12 protein-coding genes are annotated in these 19,573 nt (G+C 45.3%); 7 read left to right on the forward strand and 5 right to left on the reverse strand.

The features are described from left to right. Window positions 1-81 precede the first annotated feature (81 nt). The 5 genes from TPSD3_RS14380 to TPSD3_RS14400 all read left to right on the forward strand — a co-directional run bounded on the left by TPSD3_RS14380 (window position 82) and on the right by TPSD3_RS14400 (window position 6,102). Window positions 82-816, forward strand: a complete 735-nt coding sequence (locus TPSD3_RS14380; protein ID WP_086489234.1) for an alanine--tRNA ligase-related protein — start codon at window positions 82-84, stop codon at window positions 814-816. Between the two features lie 113 nt (window positions 817-929). After that, window positions 930-1,685 (forward strand): sulfotransferase-like domain-containing protein, encoded by a 756-nt coding sequence (locus TPSD3_RS14385; protein WP_086489235.1) that lies wholly within the window; start codon window positions 930-932, stop codon window positions 1,683-1,685. 20 nt (window positions 1,686-1,705) lie between these two features. Then, on the forward strand, window positions 1,706-2,788 hold the full coding sequence (locus TPSD3_RS14390) for a PLP-dependent cysteine synthase family protein (RefSeq protein WP_086489236.1): 1,083 nt from the start codon (window positions 1,706-1,708) through the stop codon (window positions 2,786-2,788). A gap of 2 nt (window positions 2,789-2,790) precedes the next feature. Beyond that, the gene (locus TPSD3_RS14395; protein WP_086489237.1) at window positions 2,791-3,621 is read left to right on the forward strand and encodes a GNAT family N-acetyltransferase; all 831 of its coding nucleotides are present in this window, start codon (window positions 2,791-2,793) and stop codon (window positions 3,619-3,621) included. Between the two features lie 399 nt (window positions 3,622-4,020). Then, window positions 4,021-6,102 (forward strand): heavy metal translocating P-type ATPase, encoded by a 2,082-nt coding sequence (locus TPSD3_RS14400; protein WP_086489238.1) that lies wholly within the window; start codon window positions 4,021-4,023, stop codon window positions 6,100-6,102. A 12-nt stretch (window positions 6,103-6,114) separates the two neighbouring features. Here the strand turns inward: TPSD3_RS14400 and TPSD3_RS14405 are convergent, their stop codons facing one another. The 5 genes from TPSD3_RS14405 to TPSD3_RS14425 form a co-directional block, all read right to left on the reverse strand. Then, window positions 6,115-6,828, reverse strand: coding sequence for an ABC transporter ATP-binding protein (locus TPSD3_RS14405; protein ID WP_086489239.1), 714 nt, complete (start codon window positions 6,826-6,828; stop codon window positions 6,115-6,117). 74 nt (window positions 6,829-6,902) lie between these two features. Continuing rightward, a complete protein-coding gene (locus tag TPSD3_RS14410) occupies window positions 6,903-7,235 on the reverse strand; it encodes a type 1 pili tip component (RefSeq protein WP_086489240.1) in 333 nt (110 codons plus the stop codon). A 60-nt stretch (window positions 7,236-7,295) separates the two neighbouring features. Beyond that, complete coding sequence (locus TPSD3_RS14415; protein WP_086489241.1) at window positions 7,296-8,237, reverse strand: carbohydrate kinase family protein; 942 nt, start codon at window positions 8,235-8,237, stop codon at window positions 7,296-7,298. Between the two features lie 50 nt (window positions 8,238-8,287). After that, window positions 8,288-8,953 carry an N-acetylmuramate alpha-1-phosphate uridylyltransferase MurU gene (gene murU / locus TPSD3_RS14420; RefSeq protein WP_217884491.1) on the reverse strand — a complete coding sequence of 222 codons (666 nt, stop codon included), beginning with the start codon at window positions 8,951-8,953 and terminating at the stop codon, window positions 8,288-8,290. After that, window positions 8,950-9,969 (reverse strand): aminoglycoside phosphotransferase family protein, encoded by a 1,020-nt coding sequence (locus TPSD3_RS14425; RefSeq protein WP_086489243.1) that lies wholly within the window; start codon window positions 9,967-9,969, stop codon window positions 8,950-8,952. The genes murU and TPSD3_RS14425 overlap by 4 nt, the downstream gene beginning before the upstream one ends. A gap of 139 nt (window positions 9,970-10,108) precedes the next feature. Here TPSD3_RS14425 and TPSD3_RS14430 point away from each other — a divergent pair, with 139 nt between their 5' ends. Both TPSD3_RS14430 and TPSD3_RS14435 read left to right on the forward strand, forming a co-directional pair. Then, entirely contained in the window at window positions 10,109-11,884 is a 1,776-nt protein-coding gene (locus TPSD3_RS14430; protein ID WP_086489244.1) for an AAA family ATPase, read from the forward strand. A gap of 396 nt (window positions 11,885-12,280) precedes the next feature. Then, entirely contained in the window at window positions 12,281-19,441 is a 7,161-nt protein-coding gene (locus TPSD3_RS14435; RefSeq protein ID WP_086489245.1) for an MBG domain-containing protein, read from the forward strand. Window positions 19,442-19,573: the final 132 nt, after the last annotated feature.

Genomic DNA, 19,573 nt, shown 5'->3' on the forward strand with positions numbered 1-19,573 from the left:
TGCCAAGGTTCGCTATTATGCGCGTTGGCACTTGTTGGTGTCCTATTTCCTGTTTTAAATATGATGATGGAACAACACTGAATGATGACGAATACGCAATTAAAGTATTTAGAAGATACTTATGCCGATACCGACAAAGCAACGGTGTTGCGCGTGGGGCAAGATGAGCGTGGAGCATACATGGTATTAGATCAAACCATTTTTTATCCACAAGGCGGCGGCCAACCCACCGACACTGGCCACATTGAAATAGAACAAGCGGTGATAGCGGTTTCATTTGTAGGCTTTAATCAAGGCGAAGTGCTGCATTACATTAGCGAAGTGCCAAGCCATTTTGAGGCTTTAGTGGGACAATCGTGTGAATTGCGAGTAGATAAAGCACAGCGATTAAAATATGCAAAATTACACACAGCAGGACATTTAATCGCGGCCATTGTTGATGGACAACGCGGCCCTTTGCGCGCCATGAAAGGCTTTCATTTTGATGACGGCCCTTATGTTGAATTTGAAGGCAAACCAGACGGCGACGCGGAATCATTGCTGGCAACAGTACAAACAGAAGCCAATACCTTAATTCAGCAAAATTTGCCTGTCGTCGCTGAGATGGTCACTTATGACGAATTAAAACAACGTTGTTGGCAAATTCCCAGTTATTTACCAGAAGACAAACCATTACGTGTGGTCGCCATAGGCGCGCTAGATGCGGTGCCTTGTGGGGGAACGCATGTATCCAGTTTAGCTGAGTTGGGTAGCTTGTCCCTGATAAAAATAAAAAGTAAAAAGGGCAATACCAAGATCAGCTATCAAATAGGCTGATATGAAGCTGAAAAAGCCGAAAATTCGTAAATCCGTTGTCGGATGAGCTGACGTAAAGAAGCTCATCCGAATAACCCTGTTCTTTAGATACCCACCAACGCAATGAGACCCCTATGTTAGACAAGATTCTTGCCGTATGGGGAACGCCACGCACCCGTTCCACTACGTTTTTATGGATGATGAAACAACGCGGCGATTTCCACACCTTTCATGAACCTTTCGGCAAATCCTTTTACCTCAGTGAAGATCGCAAAAGCAATCGCGCCGCGGATCAAGCACCACAAGCTGAGTTTAACTATCAAGCGGTCTTAGACATGCTTGAATCACATATCGGCCAAGACGGGCGTTCCGTGTTCATCAAAGACCTGACCTACCATCTGGAAGGCGTTTATGATGAAGCGTTTTTATCCCATTTTCATAATGTATTTCTTATCCGCGATCCGGCGAAAACGCTGCCTTCCTTATATTCTTTGTTACCTGATTTTACCAGTGAAGAAGTCGGATACCATACGCAATATCAAATGTATGAACTGTTACGGGCAGCAAATCCAAATAGCCCGCCGGTGATTATCGATGCCGACGAATTGGCAACCCATACCGAAGCCGTAGTGCGTAGTTTCTGTGAACAAGTGGGCATCCCCTTTATCGCCGAGTCTTTGCAATGGGAGACGATTCCGACGGAAACCAAATTGACCTGGTGGATTGGTGGCGACAGTCACCACGATAACTTAAAACAAAGCACCGGCTTTCAAACCAAACGCTTTAAAGACTACCTCCATGTGTCTGAAGTGCCAAAACTGGCCAAAGCCTATGAAGAATATCTGCCTTATTACGAAAAACTTTACGCCAACCGCTTAATCGTTCGTTAAATGCTTTGAGAGACCTTTTTATGCACCATTTTGATGTCCAATCCACCTTAGATCATCTCTGTAAACCCTCATTGGTTCAATTGCAATCCAATTTATTCGCGGCAAAATTCGATCTCATGAAGATCGTGCCTGCGCGTTATATTGTCGAGCAAGCCTTAAAAAGTGGCGAATTAAAACCCGATGGTTTAGTGGTAGAAAGCAGCTCTGGCACTTTTGCGCTGGGTTTAGCCCAAACTTGTGCCACTTTAGGGCTAAAACTCACGCTAAAAACGGGCTATTTAGAACCGATTGTAGAATGGCGTTTGCGCCATTTGGGGGCGCATATTGATACGGTTACCAATGCCGCGGGGAATCTGCGAGAGATTCAAGAACAACGCTTTGCGCTGGTGCGAAAAACGTTAGAAGAAGTCCCTGGCTCTTTTTGGACTCGACAACATGATAACCCACAACATCCCGCCGCCTATGAACCCATTTCGCGCAGCATCGGTGAATCCTTAGGCAAGGTCGATATTTTAGTAGCCACTGTCGGCAGTGGGGGTTCTCTATGTGGATTTGCTAAACCGTTACGAGAAGCAAACCCTGAATTAAAAGTGATTGCCGTGGATCACAATATGTCTGCGATTTTCGGCTTAACCACGGGACGGGCTTACCCTTTATGCGAAGAAAATTGGTTGTCCATGTTGGGTATGGGATCAGATATTGTGTTTCCTAATGTCTGTCATCAGGCTTGTGATGAGGTGCATTGGGTGCCGATTGCACAAATGATCAATACCGTACACGATTTACACCGCACAACGGGCTTATTTGTCGGGCCAACGTCGGGAGCAGCCTTGTCTGTCGCAAATTGGATGGCGCGTCAGTATCCAGCGTGTCGCGTTTTAGCGGTTCTCCCAGATCATGGTATCCGTTATATGGATACGATTTTTAACCCGAATTGGTTAAACAAAAATACAGAAGAATTACAGCGAACTTGGTCTGAACCTGAATTATGTCAATCTCCCACTGAAGTCGCTGGCGAATGGACTTATTTTCCTTGGCAACGTCGCAGTTATGAAGAAGTGTTTGGACATGCCATCACCCATCGAGAACGGCGAGGCAAATAAGTATGACTAAAGCAACAAGTCGTTATCTATTGACTTCTGCGCTAAGTGTACCACGAGAATTAGAAATCGTATTGAACGGGCCTATCGGGCCGCAGCGAGTACGAGACGATACCCACATCATCAATCAAAACGGTTGGTATCGCACGATCACACCATCAGCCAAATTTTCTACGCTGAATGACATCTTGTTCTCAAATCTTGAACCGACAAACCCAGATGCGCAAATCGACGCAATCATTGACGAATACCATCAACAAGGTCTCCCTTTTACTTGGAGTGTTTACCCTTGGAGCCAACCACAGGATTTAGGGGAACGCTTGTTAGCACGCGGGGCAACGGGCATAACCGTGCAGGCCTATTTAGCACCGACTTCGTTGGCACTCGATAGGGTTGATGGGGTTGAGGTGGAATGCGTCGCGCCGGCTTCGACTGCCGGCATTGATGCCTATCTCGAAATTTTATCTGCGGGTTATCAGCTTTCCCCTGATGAAGAAACATTTAGGCGTAATCGCTATCATCAACTGTGTTCAGAACCTCCCAGTATGCGCTTGTTGATTGCGCGCTGTGACGGTGTGCTTGCGGGTTGTTTAGGCATGGTCTTAAAAACCGATTCTGCTCATTTAACCAGTGCCAGCGTATTGCCACAATTTCAAGCGCGTGGTGTGTTTCAATCGTTAATTGCCGCTTCTCTAGCGACACTGCGCGACATGAATATCCCGTTTGCAAGTGGTCACTCAAATGCACAATCCGCCTTTTGGGTAGCGCGTTTTGGCTTTAAATCAATTTATACCTACACTTTGTATGAGTTAGTCCCGACGATACCCAAAAGATGATGTAGTTCATAGAGTCCTTTATTGGTCAGAATCAGAATTTACAGAATTAAAAGATTTTCAAAATTGATTTTTGCACGTCGTTTATTTCTATACCAAAAAGATAGGATTTATAGAATCCTTATTTTGTCTGAATCAGAATTTAAAGAATTAAAAAATTTTCAAAATTTACTCTTGCAACTCGTTTATTTTAAACAGATTTTTTATTCTTTAATTCTGAAAATCCTAAAATTCTGTAAATTCTGATTCTGACAGAAAAATTTTATGAATGACTTAATTTTGGTATAGCAGATTTTTTATTATTTAATTCTGTAACTTCTGATTCTGACAAAAAATTTTTTGCGGCGTAAACTCTACCACTCTGATTATCAAGAAATCACGCGACATGCCCAAGGATCCCACATGTTGATCGAACTGTTTTTGCTTGGCGGTGGTGCTACATTGTGGCACAAGTTAAAACATAAAAAAAACAATAAAACAGATACGCAAGCAAGTACTTTTAACAGTAAACAATTGTTTTTAGATTTGAAAAGTGCCTTAGTGGGTACTGAACGACAAGAACAACAAAAAAGTATCGATCCCGAAAATCCCAACTTACAAGGTATTGACAAAGCACAACAGCAACGCAGTGGTAACAATATGTTGTTATCCGTTGGCGCGGTTGGTTTGGCCGCGCTAGGTATGGTCTCACCTGCATTTTATTTATTAGGCAGTGCAGCGGTCATTTACTTAGGGCGACATGTGTATCAACTGGTTTGGCAAGATATTAAGCGCGGTCATATCATCAGTGTTTATTTAGTATCCAGCTTATTGGTGCTGGGCATGATTGCGACGGGACAGTTATTGTATTCGGCAATAGCCGCCGTGTTGAGTGGCTTCATGGTGCGGCTGATCAAAAACGCAGAAAATAATTCGCAACAACGATTAATCAATGTTTTTTCTGAGCATCCCACCCAAGTCTGGATAGAAAAAGAAGGGATAGAAATAGAAATAGAGTTTGCCGACATTCAGCTAGGCGATATTGTGATTGTACAAGCCGGCGAGATCATCCCGGTGGATGGTGAAATTCGACATGGCTTTGCCAGCATTGATCAACATATTCTTACTGGCGAAAGTCAACCCGTAGAACGTGGCATCGGAGAAAAAGTCCTTGCCGCAACACTCGTGTTAGCAGGACGTATTCATATTGTAGTAGAAACCGCCGGGGAAGAAACCGTCGCCGCCAATATCGGCAAAATGCTGAATAATACCAAAAGCTATAAAAATGAAGTGATGTTGCGCGGCAAAAAAATTGCCGACAGCATGTTACCCTTAGAATTAGGCGGCAGTCTGGTGACTTGGGCTTTACTGGGGCCATTACCTGCACTGGGCGTACTGTGGTCGGGTTTGGGCTATCGTATGATCATGTTTGGCCCTATTAGCGTACTGAATTATCTACAAGTTCTTTCGCGGCGTGGCATCTTGATCAAAGATGGACGAGTCTTTGAATCTCTGCGCCAAGTGGATACCATCGTGTTTGATAAGACTGGCACTTTAACCGAAGAACAACCTACCATTGGTGTTATTCATGTACTGGCAGATTATGATGAAAACCAAGTGTTACAGTTTGCTGCCAGTGCCGAACACCGCCAACCTCATCCGCTGGCACGCGCGATTATTCACAAGGCAAAAACGCAAGGTTTAACTTTAGAAGTGTCGGAACAGGCGAGTTATGAAGTGGGTTACGGCATTAAAGTACAATTGCAACAACATACTGTGCGCGTTGGCAGCGCACGTTTTATGCAACGCGAAGGTTTACCATTACCTTTAGAAATCAATAAATTACAGCAACAAGCAGAAGAACAAGGCCACTCATTAGTTTATGTTGCCGTTGACGAAGAAGTCGCTGGCGTACTCGAAATACAACCCAGTATCCGCCCCGAAGCCTTAGAATTAATGCAATACTTGAAACAACGCGGCATAACTACTTACATCATTTCTGGTGATCATGAACAACCAACCCGCAATATTGCGCAAAAACTCGGCGTAGATCACTACTTCGCTGAAACCTTGCCAGAAAACAAAGCCCAACGGGTTAAACAATTATGCGATGCGGGCAAATTCGTCTGTTTTATCGGCGATGGTATTAACGATGCGATTGCCTTGAAATCGGCACAAGTGTCTATTTCGCTCAAGGGTGCTTCTAGCGCAGCCACGGATACCGCACAAATCATTTTTATGGATGGCACGTTAGTACTGCTAAAACGTTTATTTGAGTTTAGTGATGAGTTTGAGGAGACCATGCAACGCAATGTTGCGATTAGTTTTGCGCCGGGCATCGTCAACATTGCCGGTATTTACCTATTACATTTTGGCCTCACAACCAGCATGATATTATTTTACGGCGGAACTGTAGTCGGTTTGGCTAACAGCTTGTTGCCATTAGCCAAACATCAAGATAATACAACACAAAACTTAAAACAATTACCGCCTTATCAAACATGATGGCAGAATATTTTACGTAAAACTCAAAAAAGCGGCTTCTAAATCCGCCGCGCCCGTTTGTTGTCGCAGATCATCGGGTGTGGCTTGTGCCAATAACTGCCCTTTATGTAAGACTAAAACCCGCTGTGCCATCGTGGCCTCATCGACCAAATGCGTTGCCCATAATACAGCAAGCCCACGTTGGGCGCACAATTCATGCACGCCGCGTAACAATTGTTGACGCGAAGCCGGGTCTAAACCAACCGTTGGCTCGTCCATCAGTAATAATGCGGGTTGATGCAGCAACGCTCTGGCTAATTCTACCCGTCGGCGATTCCCGCCGCTGAGTTCTTGAGTACGACGATGAGCCTCAGCCGATAATTGTAATGCGGATAATTCTTGTTCAATACGAGACTGACTTTCGCGCCCCATGCCGTGTAAGCGGGCATGAAAACGCAAATTCGCCACAACCGTCATACTTAAATCCAAAGTCGGTTGTTGAAACACCACCCCAATGCGCGCTAAAGCTGCCGTTGGCTGTTTATCCAAACGGTGTCCAACAATTTCAATCTGTCCCGCATCAGCGACAAATAAGCCTGTTAATAATTGAAATAACGTCGATTTTCCCGCGCCATTTAAACCCAATAAAACCACAAATTCTCCCGCATTTATCGTAAAACTCACTTGTTTTAATGCCTTAATATTGCCGTAATTTTTGCTTAATTGGGTCACTTGTAAAATAGACATGGGGAATGTTCCAATTCAATGTAAAATAAGCCTGAATTAGAATTCATATTAACCCCAATTCAGGCTGTAAAAATTTAACGCTTATTCGTCTCCATTTGCTCCAAATAATGATGCGTTAAAGCCAGAAAACGCGGAGTTGGCCCAACATCTTCATAAATGGGGTCGCCACATTCATCTTCGCCTATTACTTTTGTCCCTTGCACATAAGGCAACGCCTCGCTTAATTCGTTTAAGGCCACGTGTAACAATTCCGTGATCAACTGCGTGGGCGTGCGTCCGGGGTAAATATCGGCCAATGCCGCAATACGCGCCGCATCGTAAACCGATAAACGAATGCAATACTCTTGGGCGGCTAAAGGGTCTGCGGCTTGTTCTTGCCACCGCTTAATTAAATCTTGTACTTTCATAAATGCCTTCTTTTTTTATTGTTGGTTTGGGGGTAAAATCCGCAATAAAGATTCAGAGAATTAGACAATTAACGCATAACCAAAATTCTTTTTAAAACGCGCCTTAAACGCTTCTAAAGTAAAGCGATGCGTTTGAGAGCCGTGATGTTCGGCTTTAATTGCGCCCATTAATGCCGCAATTCGTCCCGTGGTTTCCCAATCAATATCTTTGGATAAACCGTATAAAATCCCCGCACAAAACGCATCGCCACACGTTGAAGTATCATTGACCGCTTGCGCTTTGGCCGCAGGAATTTGATATTTTGCGCCCTCAGCATAAATCACCGCGCCTTTCTCACCTTGTGTAATAATCAAGGCTTGCACCCGCGAAGCCACATCTTCTGCGGTTAAATTCGTGGTTTTCGACATATACGCCCATTGTTGCGCATTGAGTAGAACCCAACGGGTTTGTTCTACAAAACTAAGCAGATCATTACTATCAAATTCGGTGATCGCATGTCCGGGGTCGAATAAAAATGGCACGCCCGCTTCACTCAGTTGCAAGGCATGAACTTTCATTGCTTCTGAATTATCCAACGAAATCGTGGCCAATGCCACTTTATGGGTTTTTCCCGCAATGGGATTAAAATTAGAAAACGCCATCGCACCGGCATAAAATGCCGTTATACGATTATCTTCCATATCAATGGTGACAAAATTTTGCGCCGTGTAACTGTGCGCAATGGGATGAATGCACGTGCGGGAAATCCCTTGACTGTCTAACCACTCGGCATATTGTCCAAAATCCATTCCAATCGTTGCCATTGGCAAGGGATCGCCGCCTAACATTTTTAAGTTATAAGCGATATTACCCGCACACCCCCCAAATTGTCGCCGTAAATCCGGAATCACGTAGAAAAAATCCCCCGAAGAAGATTCAATCGACGCATTTAAAAATTTAAACTTATCATTTAACACCATGACCGTGTCATAAGTAAATGAACCACAAATTAATACCGACATAATCACTTTCCATTCTAAAAAACAAACTAATAAACCACATCATAGGGAACTTAATCCACAGGTAAAGTCACTTTTCTTTCTCGCAACGCCTGCAAACGAGCGACTGTCCCAATATCATCCCATTCTCCCTGATAATGCTCTCCACTCACTTGTCCGGCCGTGATCGCTTTGTGCAACAAGGGAACAACTGAAAAACGTGATACCGTTAATCCTGCAAATAATTTAGGTTGATAAATCGCCAAGCCACTGAATGTTAAACGAGATTGTTCTGATAATTGTACTATTCCTTGTTGCAAAGCAAAATCACCCTGTGGATGATGTGCCGGGTTATCGACCAGAACCAAATGCGCTAAACCGTCTATTTTCTTGTGCCGTAGATGCGTAAAAGGATAATCCGTCCACACATCGCCATTGACCACCAAAAAAGGCCCCGTTCCCAACAGCGGCAAGGCGTTCACGATACCGCCGCCTGTTTCTAAGGCTTCCCCTTCGGGCGAATAACGAATGTGCAGCCCATACCGTTGACCATCGCCCAAAGCCGTTTCAATCTGCGCCCCCAACCACGCATGATTAATCACCACATGATTAAAGCCCGCCGCCGCTAAACGCAACAAATGGTATTCTATTAAACAATATGCGCCAATTTTCAGCAAAGGTTTGGGCAGCGTATCGGTTAAAGGGCGCATTCTTTCCCCGCGTCCTGCGGCCAAAATCATGGCATACACGTGAATTCTCCTTGCAACACCGGTAAAACTCGTCGCGTCACAAAATGTCCCAACGGTTGCAATTCTGGGTAGTTGGCACAAACGGTGACAATATAGTCTAAAGTGCGCGGAATATCGGCTAAATAACCGATTTTGCCATCTCGATGATATAAGCGGGCAAAAATTCCACTGGCTTTTAAATGTCGTTGTACGCCCATCCAATCAAACCAACGTAAAAAAGTCGCGTGATCCACTTCTGCCATTAAACCTGCTTGTTGCAATTTTTCCTGATAATTCCGCACCCACGCGATAACCCGATCTTCTGGCCACGCGATATAACAATCGCGCAACAATGACACCAGATCATAAGTGATTGCGCCGCGTACTGCATCTTGAAAATCTAAAACGCCCGGTGTGGTGGGGTGTTCTGGAGAGAACATTAGATTACGCGAATGATAATCTCGATGTACAAACACTTGGGGTTGGCACAACGCGGATTCGGTCAACAAAGCGAATTGTTGCGCTAACATCGCTCGATCCGCATCAGATAAAATAAGGCGCAAATGTTGTAAAAGCAGCCAATCGACAAATAAAGCCATTTCCCGCTGCAATAAAGTGGCATCGTAAAGGGGTAATTGATGGGGATCGGCGTGCTGAATGTGCAATAACATGTTCAAAGCCGCTTCATACAATACGTCAACGCGCTCAGAATTCAACACATCCAGATAAACGGTGTCACCAAAATCAGTTAATAATAAAAAGCCCCGTGTCACATCACAGGCGAAAATCGTTGGCACGCGCACGCCCGCCGCCAGCAATTGCTGCGCGACAGCCACAAAAGGCCGACAATCTTCCTGTGGTGGCGGCGCATCCATGACGATATAGCTGCCCTGTGCCGTGTGCCAGCGAAAGTACCGACGGAAACTGGCATCACTAGAGGCCAAGGTTAATGTAGGCGTATCGGTAGGCGTATCCAGTGTAATTTCATACTGCAACCAATGGTGTAAAGCGTCTAAACGTTCGCTCATGTTTTTCCTGTTTTATTTTGTCTTATGGAGGGTTGTTAAGGAGCAGTGGCTAAACCTATTAGCCTATTTTGTCAGAATTTTTTGAACGATAAACTTCGTACAAAGTATAATTTATTTTTCCCAAACAGGAGTGCAAAAAATGAAATTTCCTTATGGCATGAGCAATTTTAATAAATTGATTAAAGAAGGCTATTTTTATGTGGATCGGACAGATCGAATTCCGTTATTAGAGGAAGCGGGACAACAATTATTATTTTTACGTCCGCGCCGTTTTGGTAAAAGTTTATTGCTGAATATGTTATCGAATTATTACGATGTGGCTAATGCAGACGAATTTGAAACTTTATTTGGCCATTTAGCCATTGGCAAAAATCCTACTGAGAAACATAATCAATATTTGGTAATGACTTGGGATTTTTCCAAAGTAGATGCGCGAGGGACAATCGAAGAGATACGACGACGGCTTTATGGTCATGTTAATAACCGCATTAGAGATTTTGCTCAAGCCTATCAATTGGATATTGAAATTAATGATGAGGATGCGGTGTCATCATTTGATGCCCTATTGCGAGCTACACGCGAGCAAAAACGGTTGCTCTATCTTTTTATAGACGAATACGATAATTTTGCCAACGAAGTCATGGCTTCAAAAGTCCATAATAATGATCGTTATGCGGATTTAGTTTATGGCGAAGGCATTTTGAAATCATTATTTAAAAATGTAAAAGCGGCGGCTGCAGGTAATGGACTAGATCGGGTTTTTATTACGGGCGTTTCGCCTGTGATTATGGCGGATATTAGCAGTGGTTATAATGTGGCTGATAATATTTATCGCAATCCAGAATTTAATGATTTATGTGGGTTTACTGAAATTGAAATTCAGAAAATCTTAAATCAAGTGAATCAGGAATGTCAGCAACGCGGAGAATTAGTAGATATTGAAACGGCAATGAAAACCATGCGGCAATTTTATAATGGTTATTGTTTTAATCAGCATGATTTTACGTCGGTTTATAATCCTACCCTTGCGCTTTATTTTTTGAAAAGTTTAGCCCAATATTGCCGCTATCCTGATGAGTTATTAGACCATAATTTAGGCATGGATCGAGACCGTATTAATTATATCGCGCAATTGCCGAATGGCCCTGCATTAATTCAGCGAATTTGTGATGACAGTCAACAGGTTATCGTGCCGAAATTGCATGATCGGTTTGGGGTCAAAGATATGCTGGAGCAAGAGCAAGAAGAAGAAGCACTGGCTTCGTTGTTATATTATCTGGGCGTTTTAACACAAGATAAAGTTGTCGTGCTTGGCAAGCTCCAATTACGCATTCCTAATTTAGTGATTCGCAGTTTATATGTGGAGAAATTACGCAAATTATTATTACCCGATGTACAACTCAGTGACTTTAGTCAAGCAAAAGAACAATTCTTTATTACAGGCGATTTACAACCCTTATGTAATTTTATTCAAGAACGACTGAATATTTTTAGTAATCGTGATTATCGTTGGGTCAATGAATTTGCGATTAAAACGGCGTTTATGATGTTATTGTTTGATGATCGTTTATATATTGTCGATTCAGAACCTGAATTAAAACGGCAATATGCCGATTTTACTTTAATTGCACGGCCTGATATGCGTAAATATGAGATGCTAGATCATTTAATGGAGTTTAAATTTGTGAAATTAAGTGATGTGAATTTAAGCGGGAAAGAAGTGCAACATTTATCGGAGAAAACATTGCAAGAATTACCCCAAGTACAAGCTGCATTTACCGCCGCATTTGCGCAATTAGAAACGTATAAACCCATTTTATTTGAGCGTTATGGAGAGGATATATTGCGCTTGCAAACGACGGCCGTGGTAGCGGTTGGGTTTGAGCGGTTGGTGTGGCGGAAAGCGGAGGAATAAATATTTTTGTTTGGGTAAATAAAAAAGCGGCTTTCATGAGCCGCTTTTTTTTTGTTTAATTCTGTAAATTGTAATTTATAAATCACTTTCATTCCCCCCTTCATTTGATACCTGTCTTTTAATATATTTTAATATATTGTTATCATAACAACGTTTAATAGAAAAATAATTTAAATTAAATCAATGATTTATCTTTATACACATAATTTTTTTGTGTGTTCTTACAACTTTCGTGCTATTTACGGATCGTTGCGTTTGAGTTAGGCTGATTTTAATTACTTTTAGTAATATTTAACAAGTTTCTTAATTTATTTTTACGCATAACAACAATAAAACTACAGTTTAGTATCCTCAACCATTTTCTTAATCACGTTTTAATTTAAGAAGTACAATCTTATGACATCTCACTTAAAAAATAGCACAGCCCGGTTTACCCGCTGGCTGTCATCGGGAAGCGGACGGCATTTTGTCCCGTTACGTTCACAACAACGCGCAAACTGGCTTGGTTTGACCGCGGTTTTATGGCTGTCTCTCTGGACAAGTCAGGCTTACGCTTTATCATGCAGTGCGGGCGGGACTAAAGAAGGATCGCTGCCTGGTGGCGGTTCGGTTTGCTATTGCGATCTCAATTTTCAGGGTAAAGACTACACGCAAGCCGTGTCGCCCGTCGGCATGGGCATACCAGAGAGCAGTGAAGCCGCCGAAATTGGCGGCGAATTAGCCGGCATCGCTTTGGATGAGGGATTAGGCGGCGGCTCTGCTTTTCTCAGTTACGGCACAATGGTTTACGGCGGCTCAAAATCTGGCGGCAGCATCAAATACAGAGATGCAGTCAATACCAAAATTTGTAGCGATGCCAGTTGCAACAGTTACATCACGCCCAGTCAATACAAGAGCGGAGTACGCTACTATTTTCAGAACACCTCAGCAGGCGGCGGCAAACAGGTGTTTAGCTGCGAATGGTATGGCAGTGCATGGCTGGGCCAATATTATTTCAAGAATGCACGGATGGACGTACCGGGTGTGGTTGATATCATGTCGCCAAGTATTCAATACCGCTATTACGCGCGATATACGGCGCAAAATGCCAGTGGTGCGATAGTGCCTAACCAAGTCACAGCCACGGATGCTATAGACGCAAATCCCGTGGTGACGTGTACTCCAGCTCTCACCAGCTATTTGCCTGTGGGTAAAAATACCATTAGTTGTACTGCAAAAGATGCCAGTAATAATGTCTCGGGGACAGTTTCTTTTGTCACGGAAGTCTTAAAAGCGAATCAATGGGTGACGTTTTATCCCATTAACAATATTGAACTCGGTGAATCCGCGCCTGCATTGAATGTGTCCCTCAGTTCCAGCTTGACACCGGTTTATTCCGCCAGCGGGCCTTGCAGCGTCAACAGCAGTGGCGTGGTCAGCGTTAGCGGCACGGGGAATTGCGCGATTACCGCTACCCATCCGGGCAATGGCTATTTTAATGAGGCATCGGATGGCACACAGCGTTTTGACATCAATCCGGCGCGGACTGTCCAGACGATTACGTTTGATACTGTGCCTGAAAAGACTGCGGACGATCCGTCTTTCACTTTAGGCGTTACCGGCGGCGGTTCGGGGAATCCTGTGAAATTAACCACGCGCTTGTCTCCTAACGTGTGTTTTGTCGCTCTTCCAAATACGCTTTATGTGTTTGGGGCGGGAACTTGTAAAGTGGAAGCGTTTCAAGATGGCAATGCGAGTTTTAAACCCGCATCGGCCATGTTAGAGTTTGAAGTTAAAAAAGCCGTTGTGTCATTAAGTCTTGCCGAAGTCGGCGAAAAAGCCTATGGTAATCCAGCATTTCGCGTGCGTGCGACCAGTTCTGTTCCGCCTTATTTGTTGAATTACTCCACGACGGGCGTTTGTTCTAACAGTGGTAATCTCATCACGCTAACGGGCGTGGGAACATGTACGGTTACGGTTGCCGTTGCGGCCACGTCAGCTTATGACGCAACCAGTGCTACGTTAGATATTTCTGTGCTTAAAGGCAATCAACTGATTAATTTTCCCGCACTTGACCGCGCCAGTGTGAGTAACGCGCAGTTGACCCTAGCCTCTACCGGCGGAACTTCGGGCGAGCCGATTGTTTACAGTGCGACAGGAACATGTAGCGTGAGTGGCGATGTGGTGACTTTTACCGAAGGATTGTGTGAAGTCACAGCCAATCAGGCAGGCAATACCAATTACAACGCGGCGGCTCCAGTCAGTCGTTCACTGGTGTTTGCCAAAGCCAATCAAACGATTAACTTCCCAGCTATTAGCAGTTCCAGCATTTCTGGCGGTCAATTCCCCGTGAGTGCGACGGGTGGCGCGTCGGGCAATCCGGTGACGTATAGCGCAGCGGGCTGTAGCATCAGCGGCACCACCGTTACCATCACCCCCGGCACACTTTGCAACGTCACTGCTTCGCAAGCGGGTAATGTGGACTACAATGCAGCAGCGGATGTCACTCAATCAATACAAATCAGTGCGTCTGGGGCGATAGTCACTAACTGTAATAGTACTGCGGTTACTGGCGTACCCGTAGGCGACTGCCAAGCCTTGTTGGCACTGTACAACAGTACCGGCGGTGCTAATTGGACGACTAAGACTAATTGGAACACCAATAGCGCGGTGAGTACATGGTACACCGTGCAGGTATACAATGGGCGAGTGAGTTCCTTGTATCTGAATTCTAATAATTTATCTGGCACACTCCCTTCTGAACTAGGCAACCTCACAGGACTAATTCAGTTGGGTTTAATGGATAATAACCTGACTGGGACAATTCCACCAGAGCTAGGGCAGCTTCCTAGCTTGGGCTATGTTTATTTAAGAGGTAACAAATTATCAGGTGAAATTCCATCACAACTAGGTAATTTGTCTGCATTAAGTGACTTGTCTTTGGATGGCAACCAACTGTCTGGTCAGATTCCAGTGGCATTAGCTAATCTCAGCCAATTGAGAACTTTATCTCTTGCCAACAACAAACTAAATGGAGCAATCCCCAGCCAATTAGGTAATGCGCCTTTGCTTAGTAGTCTAAATTTAAGCAATAACCAATTAAGCGGTGCTATTCCAGTAGAACTTAGCCAGCTTAATCTTAGCGAGTTATTGCTGAGCAATAACCGTCTTACTGGCACTATTCCTGATTTGTCAAAAATACCTTTACCTTATTTCCCTGGCATGCCGCCGAACTTGTCTCTAGGGTATAACGCCCTGACCGACGAAACCAGCGGCACCGCGACTGCCAGACAAGCGGATTGGCGCGACACCCAAACCGCGCCGCCGACTGGCATCACCGCGAATGTGTTGTCTGCAACCAGCATTGCGCTGAGTTGGACTCCGATGCTGTATCAAAGCGATAGCGGCTATTATCAAGTTCAATATGCCACAACCGCTGGTGGCCCTTATGATCTGGCTGGCGTGACTGCGGATAAAACCGCTACGGGTTATACCGTGAATGGCCTAAAACCCGGCACGACCTACTACTTTGTTGTCACTGGCTATACTGGCGACACGATTGATGTGACAAGCGATCCCAGCGCGGAAATCTCCGCCACCACTACGGCATTAAATCATACCCAAACCCTCACCTTCCCCACTTTAGGGAATCTCACCCCCAACGACACGCAAATTCTAAACGCCAGTGCGTCTTCGGGTTTAGCAGTGAGTTATAGCGTGAGTGGCCCTTGTAGTGTTACTGGAAATGAAGTCACTGCCACGGGCGTAGGTACTTGTACTGTCACTGCATCACAAGCGGGAAATGGTCAATACAGCGCGGCAACTTCGGCAGAACGCAGCTTTGAGATTGCTAAATTGGCACAAGCCATTGATTTCCCCTTCTTACAAGAAACCGCACCGGGTAGCAGTCAGACTTTAACGGCAACAGCCTCTTCAGGTTTGACCGTCAACTACAGTGCCAGTGGAAACTGTACTGTCAGCGGCGACCAAGTCACTGCCAACGATGCAGGCATGTGTACTGTCACCGCGTCGCAAGCAGGGGATGCGCAGTATAACGCGGCAAGCGATGTCGTGCGTAGTTTTGACATGAGTAAAATCGCACAAAGCATTACTTTTGCCGCATTGCCTGACATCAGCTATGGTCAACCCGCACCTACACTGAGCGCAACCGTGACACCCGCAACGTTGAGTGTCGAATACAGTGCCAGTGGCGTGTGTAGTGTGACTGGTGGCGTATTAAGCGTAAATAGTGCAGGAACTTGTACGGTGACCGCTTCGCAACCGGGCGACACGCTTCATGCGGCCGCCACTCCGGTCAGCCATAGCTTTACCGTAACGCCGAGTGAAGGCGCGTTGGCTTTTGAACCCATTGACAGCCCGTCTTATGCCAATCTTAACTTTACTGTCACTGCCAAGCGCGATGGGGCCACGGGTGCGATCACTTACACCAGCATTACGCCAGAGACCTGTAGCGTCAGTGGCAATACAGTAAACATCTTACAAGCAGGACTTTGCCAATTGACGGCTGAACAAGCGGCCGATGTCAACACACCCGTTGCACAAGCCAGCGTAGAAGTGGTGATTAATCCTGTTGCGTTAAGCGTGTGGGTAGCCGATGCCAGTATTCAAGAAGGCAGTCCGTTGCCTGCGTTCGGTGCTACCAGCTATGAGGGTTTTGTGCGCAGTGAAACTGAAACTGTATTATCTGGTACATTGGCTTTCACTACCACTGCGCCGACTCCAGTGATTGCGGGTTCTTATGACATCAATGCCAGTGGCTTAACCAGTCCCAATTACACCATCAGCTATTTACCGGGTAAACTCACAGTAGGCGGCATAGGATTGATGGTCACAGAAATGGAAGACCCGGTAGTTGAAGGCCAAAGCGGTGTGATTAGTGTGAAATTGACCGGTCAACCCGGCGGAATCGCCACAGTCACCTTAACCCCAGATAATTTTGTCAGTTTGGGTGCAAGTGCTGCCGGCCAGCCAATCACTTTGAGCTTTGATGCCAACAATTGGGACACCGTTCAGAATGTCACTGTCGCTCCAGTAGATGACACAATTCCGCACGGCACTAAGTGGAGTTTTATCAAAGCCACGTTGAATGGCAGTTATAGCGGTGTGACGGAAATGACTGTCAGAACCATTATTTACGATAACGATCCGGGGGTGGTTATCCAACCGTACAGCGAGACCCTTAACCTGATCGAAGGTGGCACGGCAGGGCAATACACCTTGCGTTTAAGCAGTATTCCGATCCAAGCCGTGACCATGACATTGACTCCAGACACTCGCCTGCAAACTGATGTCACAACGGTAACTTTTGCGGCTGATGAAACTGCGTTACAAATGAAATATATCCAAGTGACCGCAATCGATGACAGTGTATTCAGTAACGTACCTGCTCTTATTACGCACAGCATCACAACAGGGGACGGCGTAGGTTATACGAATGCACTGGCAATTGCGCCAGTCACGGTCAACATTACCGACAACGATCCGGGCGTGGTGATCAAACCGAGCAGTATTTCTGCGGTTGAAGGAGGTGCAACGGGGAGTTATAGCATCTCTCTTAACAGCGCACCGGTCAGTCCTGTAACGGTGTTATTGAGCTATGACAGCAAACAATTGGCAGTCAGTCAAAGTCAATTGATTTTTGCGGCTGATGCCACTGCTTCCACAGCACAAACCATTACCGTCACGGCAATAGATGACAGTATTGTGGAAGGCGCGCACTCCAGCAGCATTCACCACAGTATTAAAATAGGGGATGGCGCGTCTTATCTCGAAAGCAATACCTTAGAATCCGTGAGTGTGGCGATTGGGGACAAAGCCGTTGCGCCGCCTTTACCGCCGCCGCCGTCGCCTCCGCCGGTGGTTGAAGTGCCTGCGCCGTCTAATTTGCAGATCAGTTCTACAGTTGAAGGTAATGTATTGGTGTGGAATGCGGCAAAAGACAGTCATGGTTACTACATTTATCGCAGTGACAAAAAAGACCAAGTTTTTGCCAGCACTGCGGCACTGACATGGACAGACACGGTGCGGGTTGGCATTACAGAATGTGACCGTGCTTATACTTACAGCGTGCGCAATATGGCTGGTGGAGTCAGAAGCAATGAAGTGACAGGAACGATTCCGTGTGTGTTAGAAGAGCCTAAAGAGGACATCACCGATCCTGACAATCCTACTGAAGATAGTGGTGGTGTTATTATTCCCGTCCAACCCGATGTGACAGACCCAAATACAGACGCGACGGACAACACAGATACGACACTTCCAAATACAGACGCGACAGACAACACGGATACCCCGCCTCCAAATACAGACGCGACGGACAACACGGATACCCCGCCTCCAAATACGGACGCGACGGACAACACGGATACCCCGCCTCCAAATACGGACGGTACAGACAATACAGACAATACAGACAACATGGATAATACAGAAAATCCAAACGATGCCACAGACCCAGAAGAAACGCCTGACAATCCCCATTCGGGCGACAGTGAAACTGAGCTTGATCTGAGTGCATTAATTCGGATGATTCCTGGCTTTGAAAACTTATCTGTGGAACAACTGGCCGATGGAGAATTGCTGTTTACGGCACCGGATAAATCAGTGATGGCTGCATTTGTTATTCTGTCTAACGAGCGTCCGACAAACAGCCAAACACCGAGTTTTAAACTCAGTGCAGATGGCAGTTTAGTGTTGTCTTTAAGCAATGGCGTGATACTTAGAACAGTTCCTGGTCTAATGCCTAAAGCCCCTTGGGAATCTGTATTAGCGGCTTTGGGTATCAAAATGACCGGAATGCAATCGGGTGGAAATTGGTTATTTGAAGGTCATGGCATAGGCGCGAGCATGTGGCCAGAGTGGAATATTCAGCGAGTCGCCGACGAGACACCACTGGGATTGAGCTACACCCCAATGCCATGTGACAGTGGCGCGGTCAGTCTGACGTTTGAACACGACGGCATGAAATACCAACAAAATCTTCATCCTGCGTTAGCGGACATGGCGATGGTACAAACCTATTTACAACAGAACGCAGGTGTGCAGTTAGAACCCCGCGGACAAGGTGAATTAGGTGTTGAAGGTACAGCCATCATGCTTTATCCGCATTGGTCTCTTGTTCCGAATGCGGGATCGGGGAGTTTTAATATTAGCAAAGACAGTGATAAGGACTTTAGCCTGTCCTATCCCAATGGAATGCAGCAAAGCACTTGCATCACTTCTCCGCTCGAATCTTCTAACGCAGAAAGCACGTCGCGCAAAAAAGCGCAATCTGCTCCCGCTGTCGAAGAGTCGAAAGAAGAACCCAAAGCGGATTATGAACGGGTGATGAATTGGGCAGAGGCTTATTTTTCTGAAATACTTCCTGCGCCTGCCGAAGCCACACAATGGCTTGATCCTTATCAAGCTCGATACTATCCTGCGAACGGGACTTACTTAGGGTATCACACAACAGACGGTCATTTTTACCTGTATCAACCTGAGTTATACGGTGAAAATCCTTACTTAGTGGGTAAATTGAGTGAGTTGTTATTCTTAGCACAAGAAGCAGGGTTTTAATTACTAAACAAAAACACCACCCTGACAGTTTAATGTCGGGGTGGTGTTTTTTTTAAGTAAAAGGGCAAATCATGACATGATTTCTATATTCAATACGTAATGCGATTTATGCTACACTTAAACGCAAATTTT

The organism is Thioflexithrix psekupsensis, from assembly GCF_002149925.1.
Taxonomy (GTDB): Bacteria; Pseudomonadota; Gammaproteobacteria; order Beggiatoales; family Beggiatoaceae; genus Thioflexithrix; species Thioflexithrix psekupsensis.

Excerpts from the sequence above, each read along its gene's own strand:
- TPSD3_RS14380 (WP_086489234.1), top strand. The coding sequence starts at position 82 with ATGATGACGAATACGCAATTAAAGTATTTAGAAGATACTTATGCCGAT.
- TPSD3_RS14385 (WP_086489235.1), top strand. The coding sequence starts at position 930 with ATGTTAGACAAGATTCTTGCCGTATGGGGAACGCCACGCACCCGTTCC.
- TPSD3_RS14390 (WP_086489236.1), top strand. The coding sequence starts at position 1,706 with ATGCACCATTTTGATGTCCAATCCACCTTAGATCATCTCTGTAAACCC.
- TPSD3_RS14395 (WP_086489237.1), top strand. The coding sequence starts at position 2,791 with ATGACTAAAGCAACAAGTCGTTATCTATTGACTTCTGCGCTAAGTGTA.
- TPSD3_RS14400 (WP_086489238.1), top strand. The coding sequence starts at position 4,021 with ATGTTGATCGAACTGTTTTTGCTTGGCGGTGGTGCTACATTGTGGCAC.
- TPSD3_RS14405 (WP_086489239.1), bottom strand. The coding sequence starts at position 6,828 with ATGTCTATTTTACAAGTGACCCAATTAAGCAAAAATTACGGCAATATT.
- TPSD3_RS14410 (WP_086489240.1), bottom strand. The coding sequence starts at position 7,235 with ATGAAAGTACAAGATTTAATTAAGCGGTGGCAAGAACAAGCCGCAGAC.
- TPSD3_RS14415 (WP_086489241.1), bottom strand. The coding sequence starts at position 8,237 with ATGTCGGTATTAATTTGTGGTTCATTTACTTATGACACGGTCATGGTG.
- murU (WP_217884491.1), bottom strand. The coding sequence starts at position 8,953 with ATGATTTTGGCCGCAGGACGCGGGGAAAGAATGCGCCCTTTAACCGAT.
- TPSD3_RS14425 (WP_086489243.1), bottom strand. The coding sequence starts at position 9,969 with ATGAGCGAACGTTTAGACGCTTTACACCATTGGTTGCAGTATGAAATT.
- TPSD3_RS14430 (WP_086489244.1), top strand. The coding sequence starts at position 10,109 with ATGAAATTTCCTTATGGCATGAGCAATTTTAATAAATTGATTAAAGAA.
- TPSD3_RS14435 (WP_086489245.1), top strand. The coding sequence starts at position 12,281 with ATGACATCTCACTTAAAAAATAGCACAGCCCGGTTTACCCGCTGGCTG.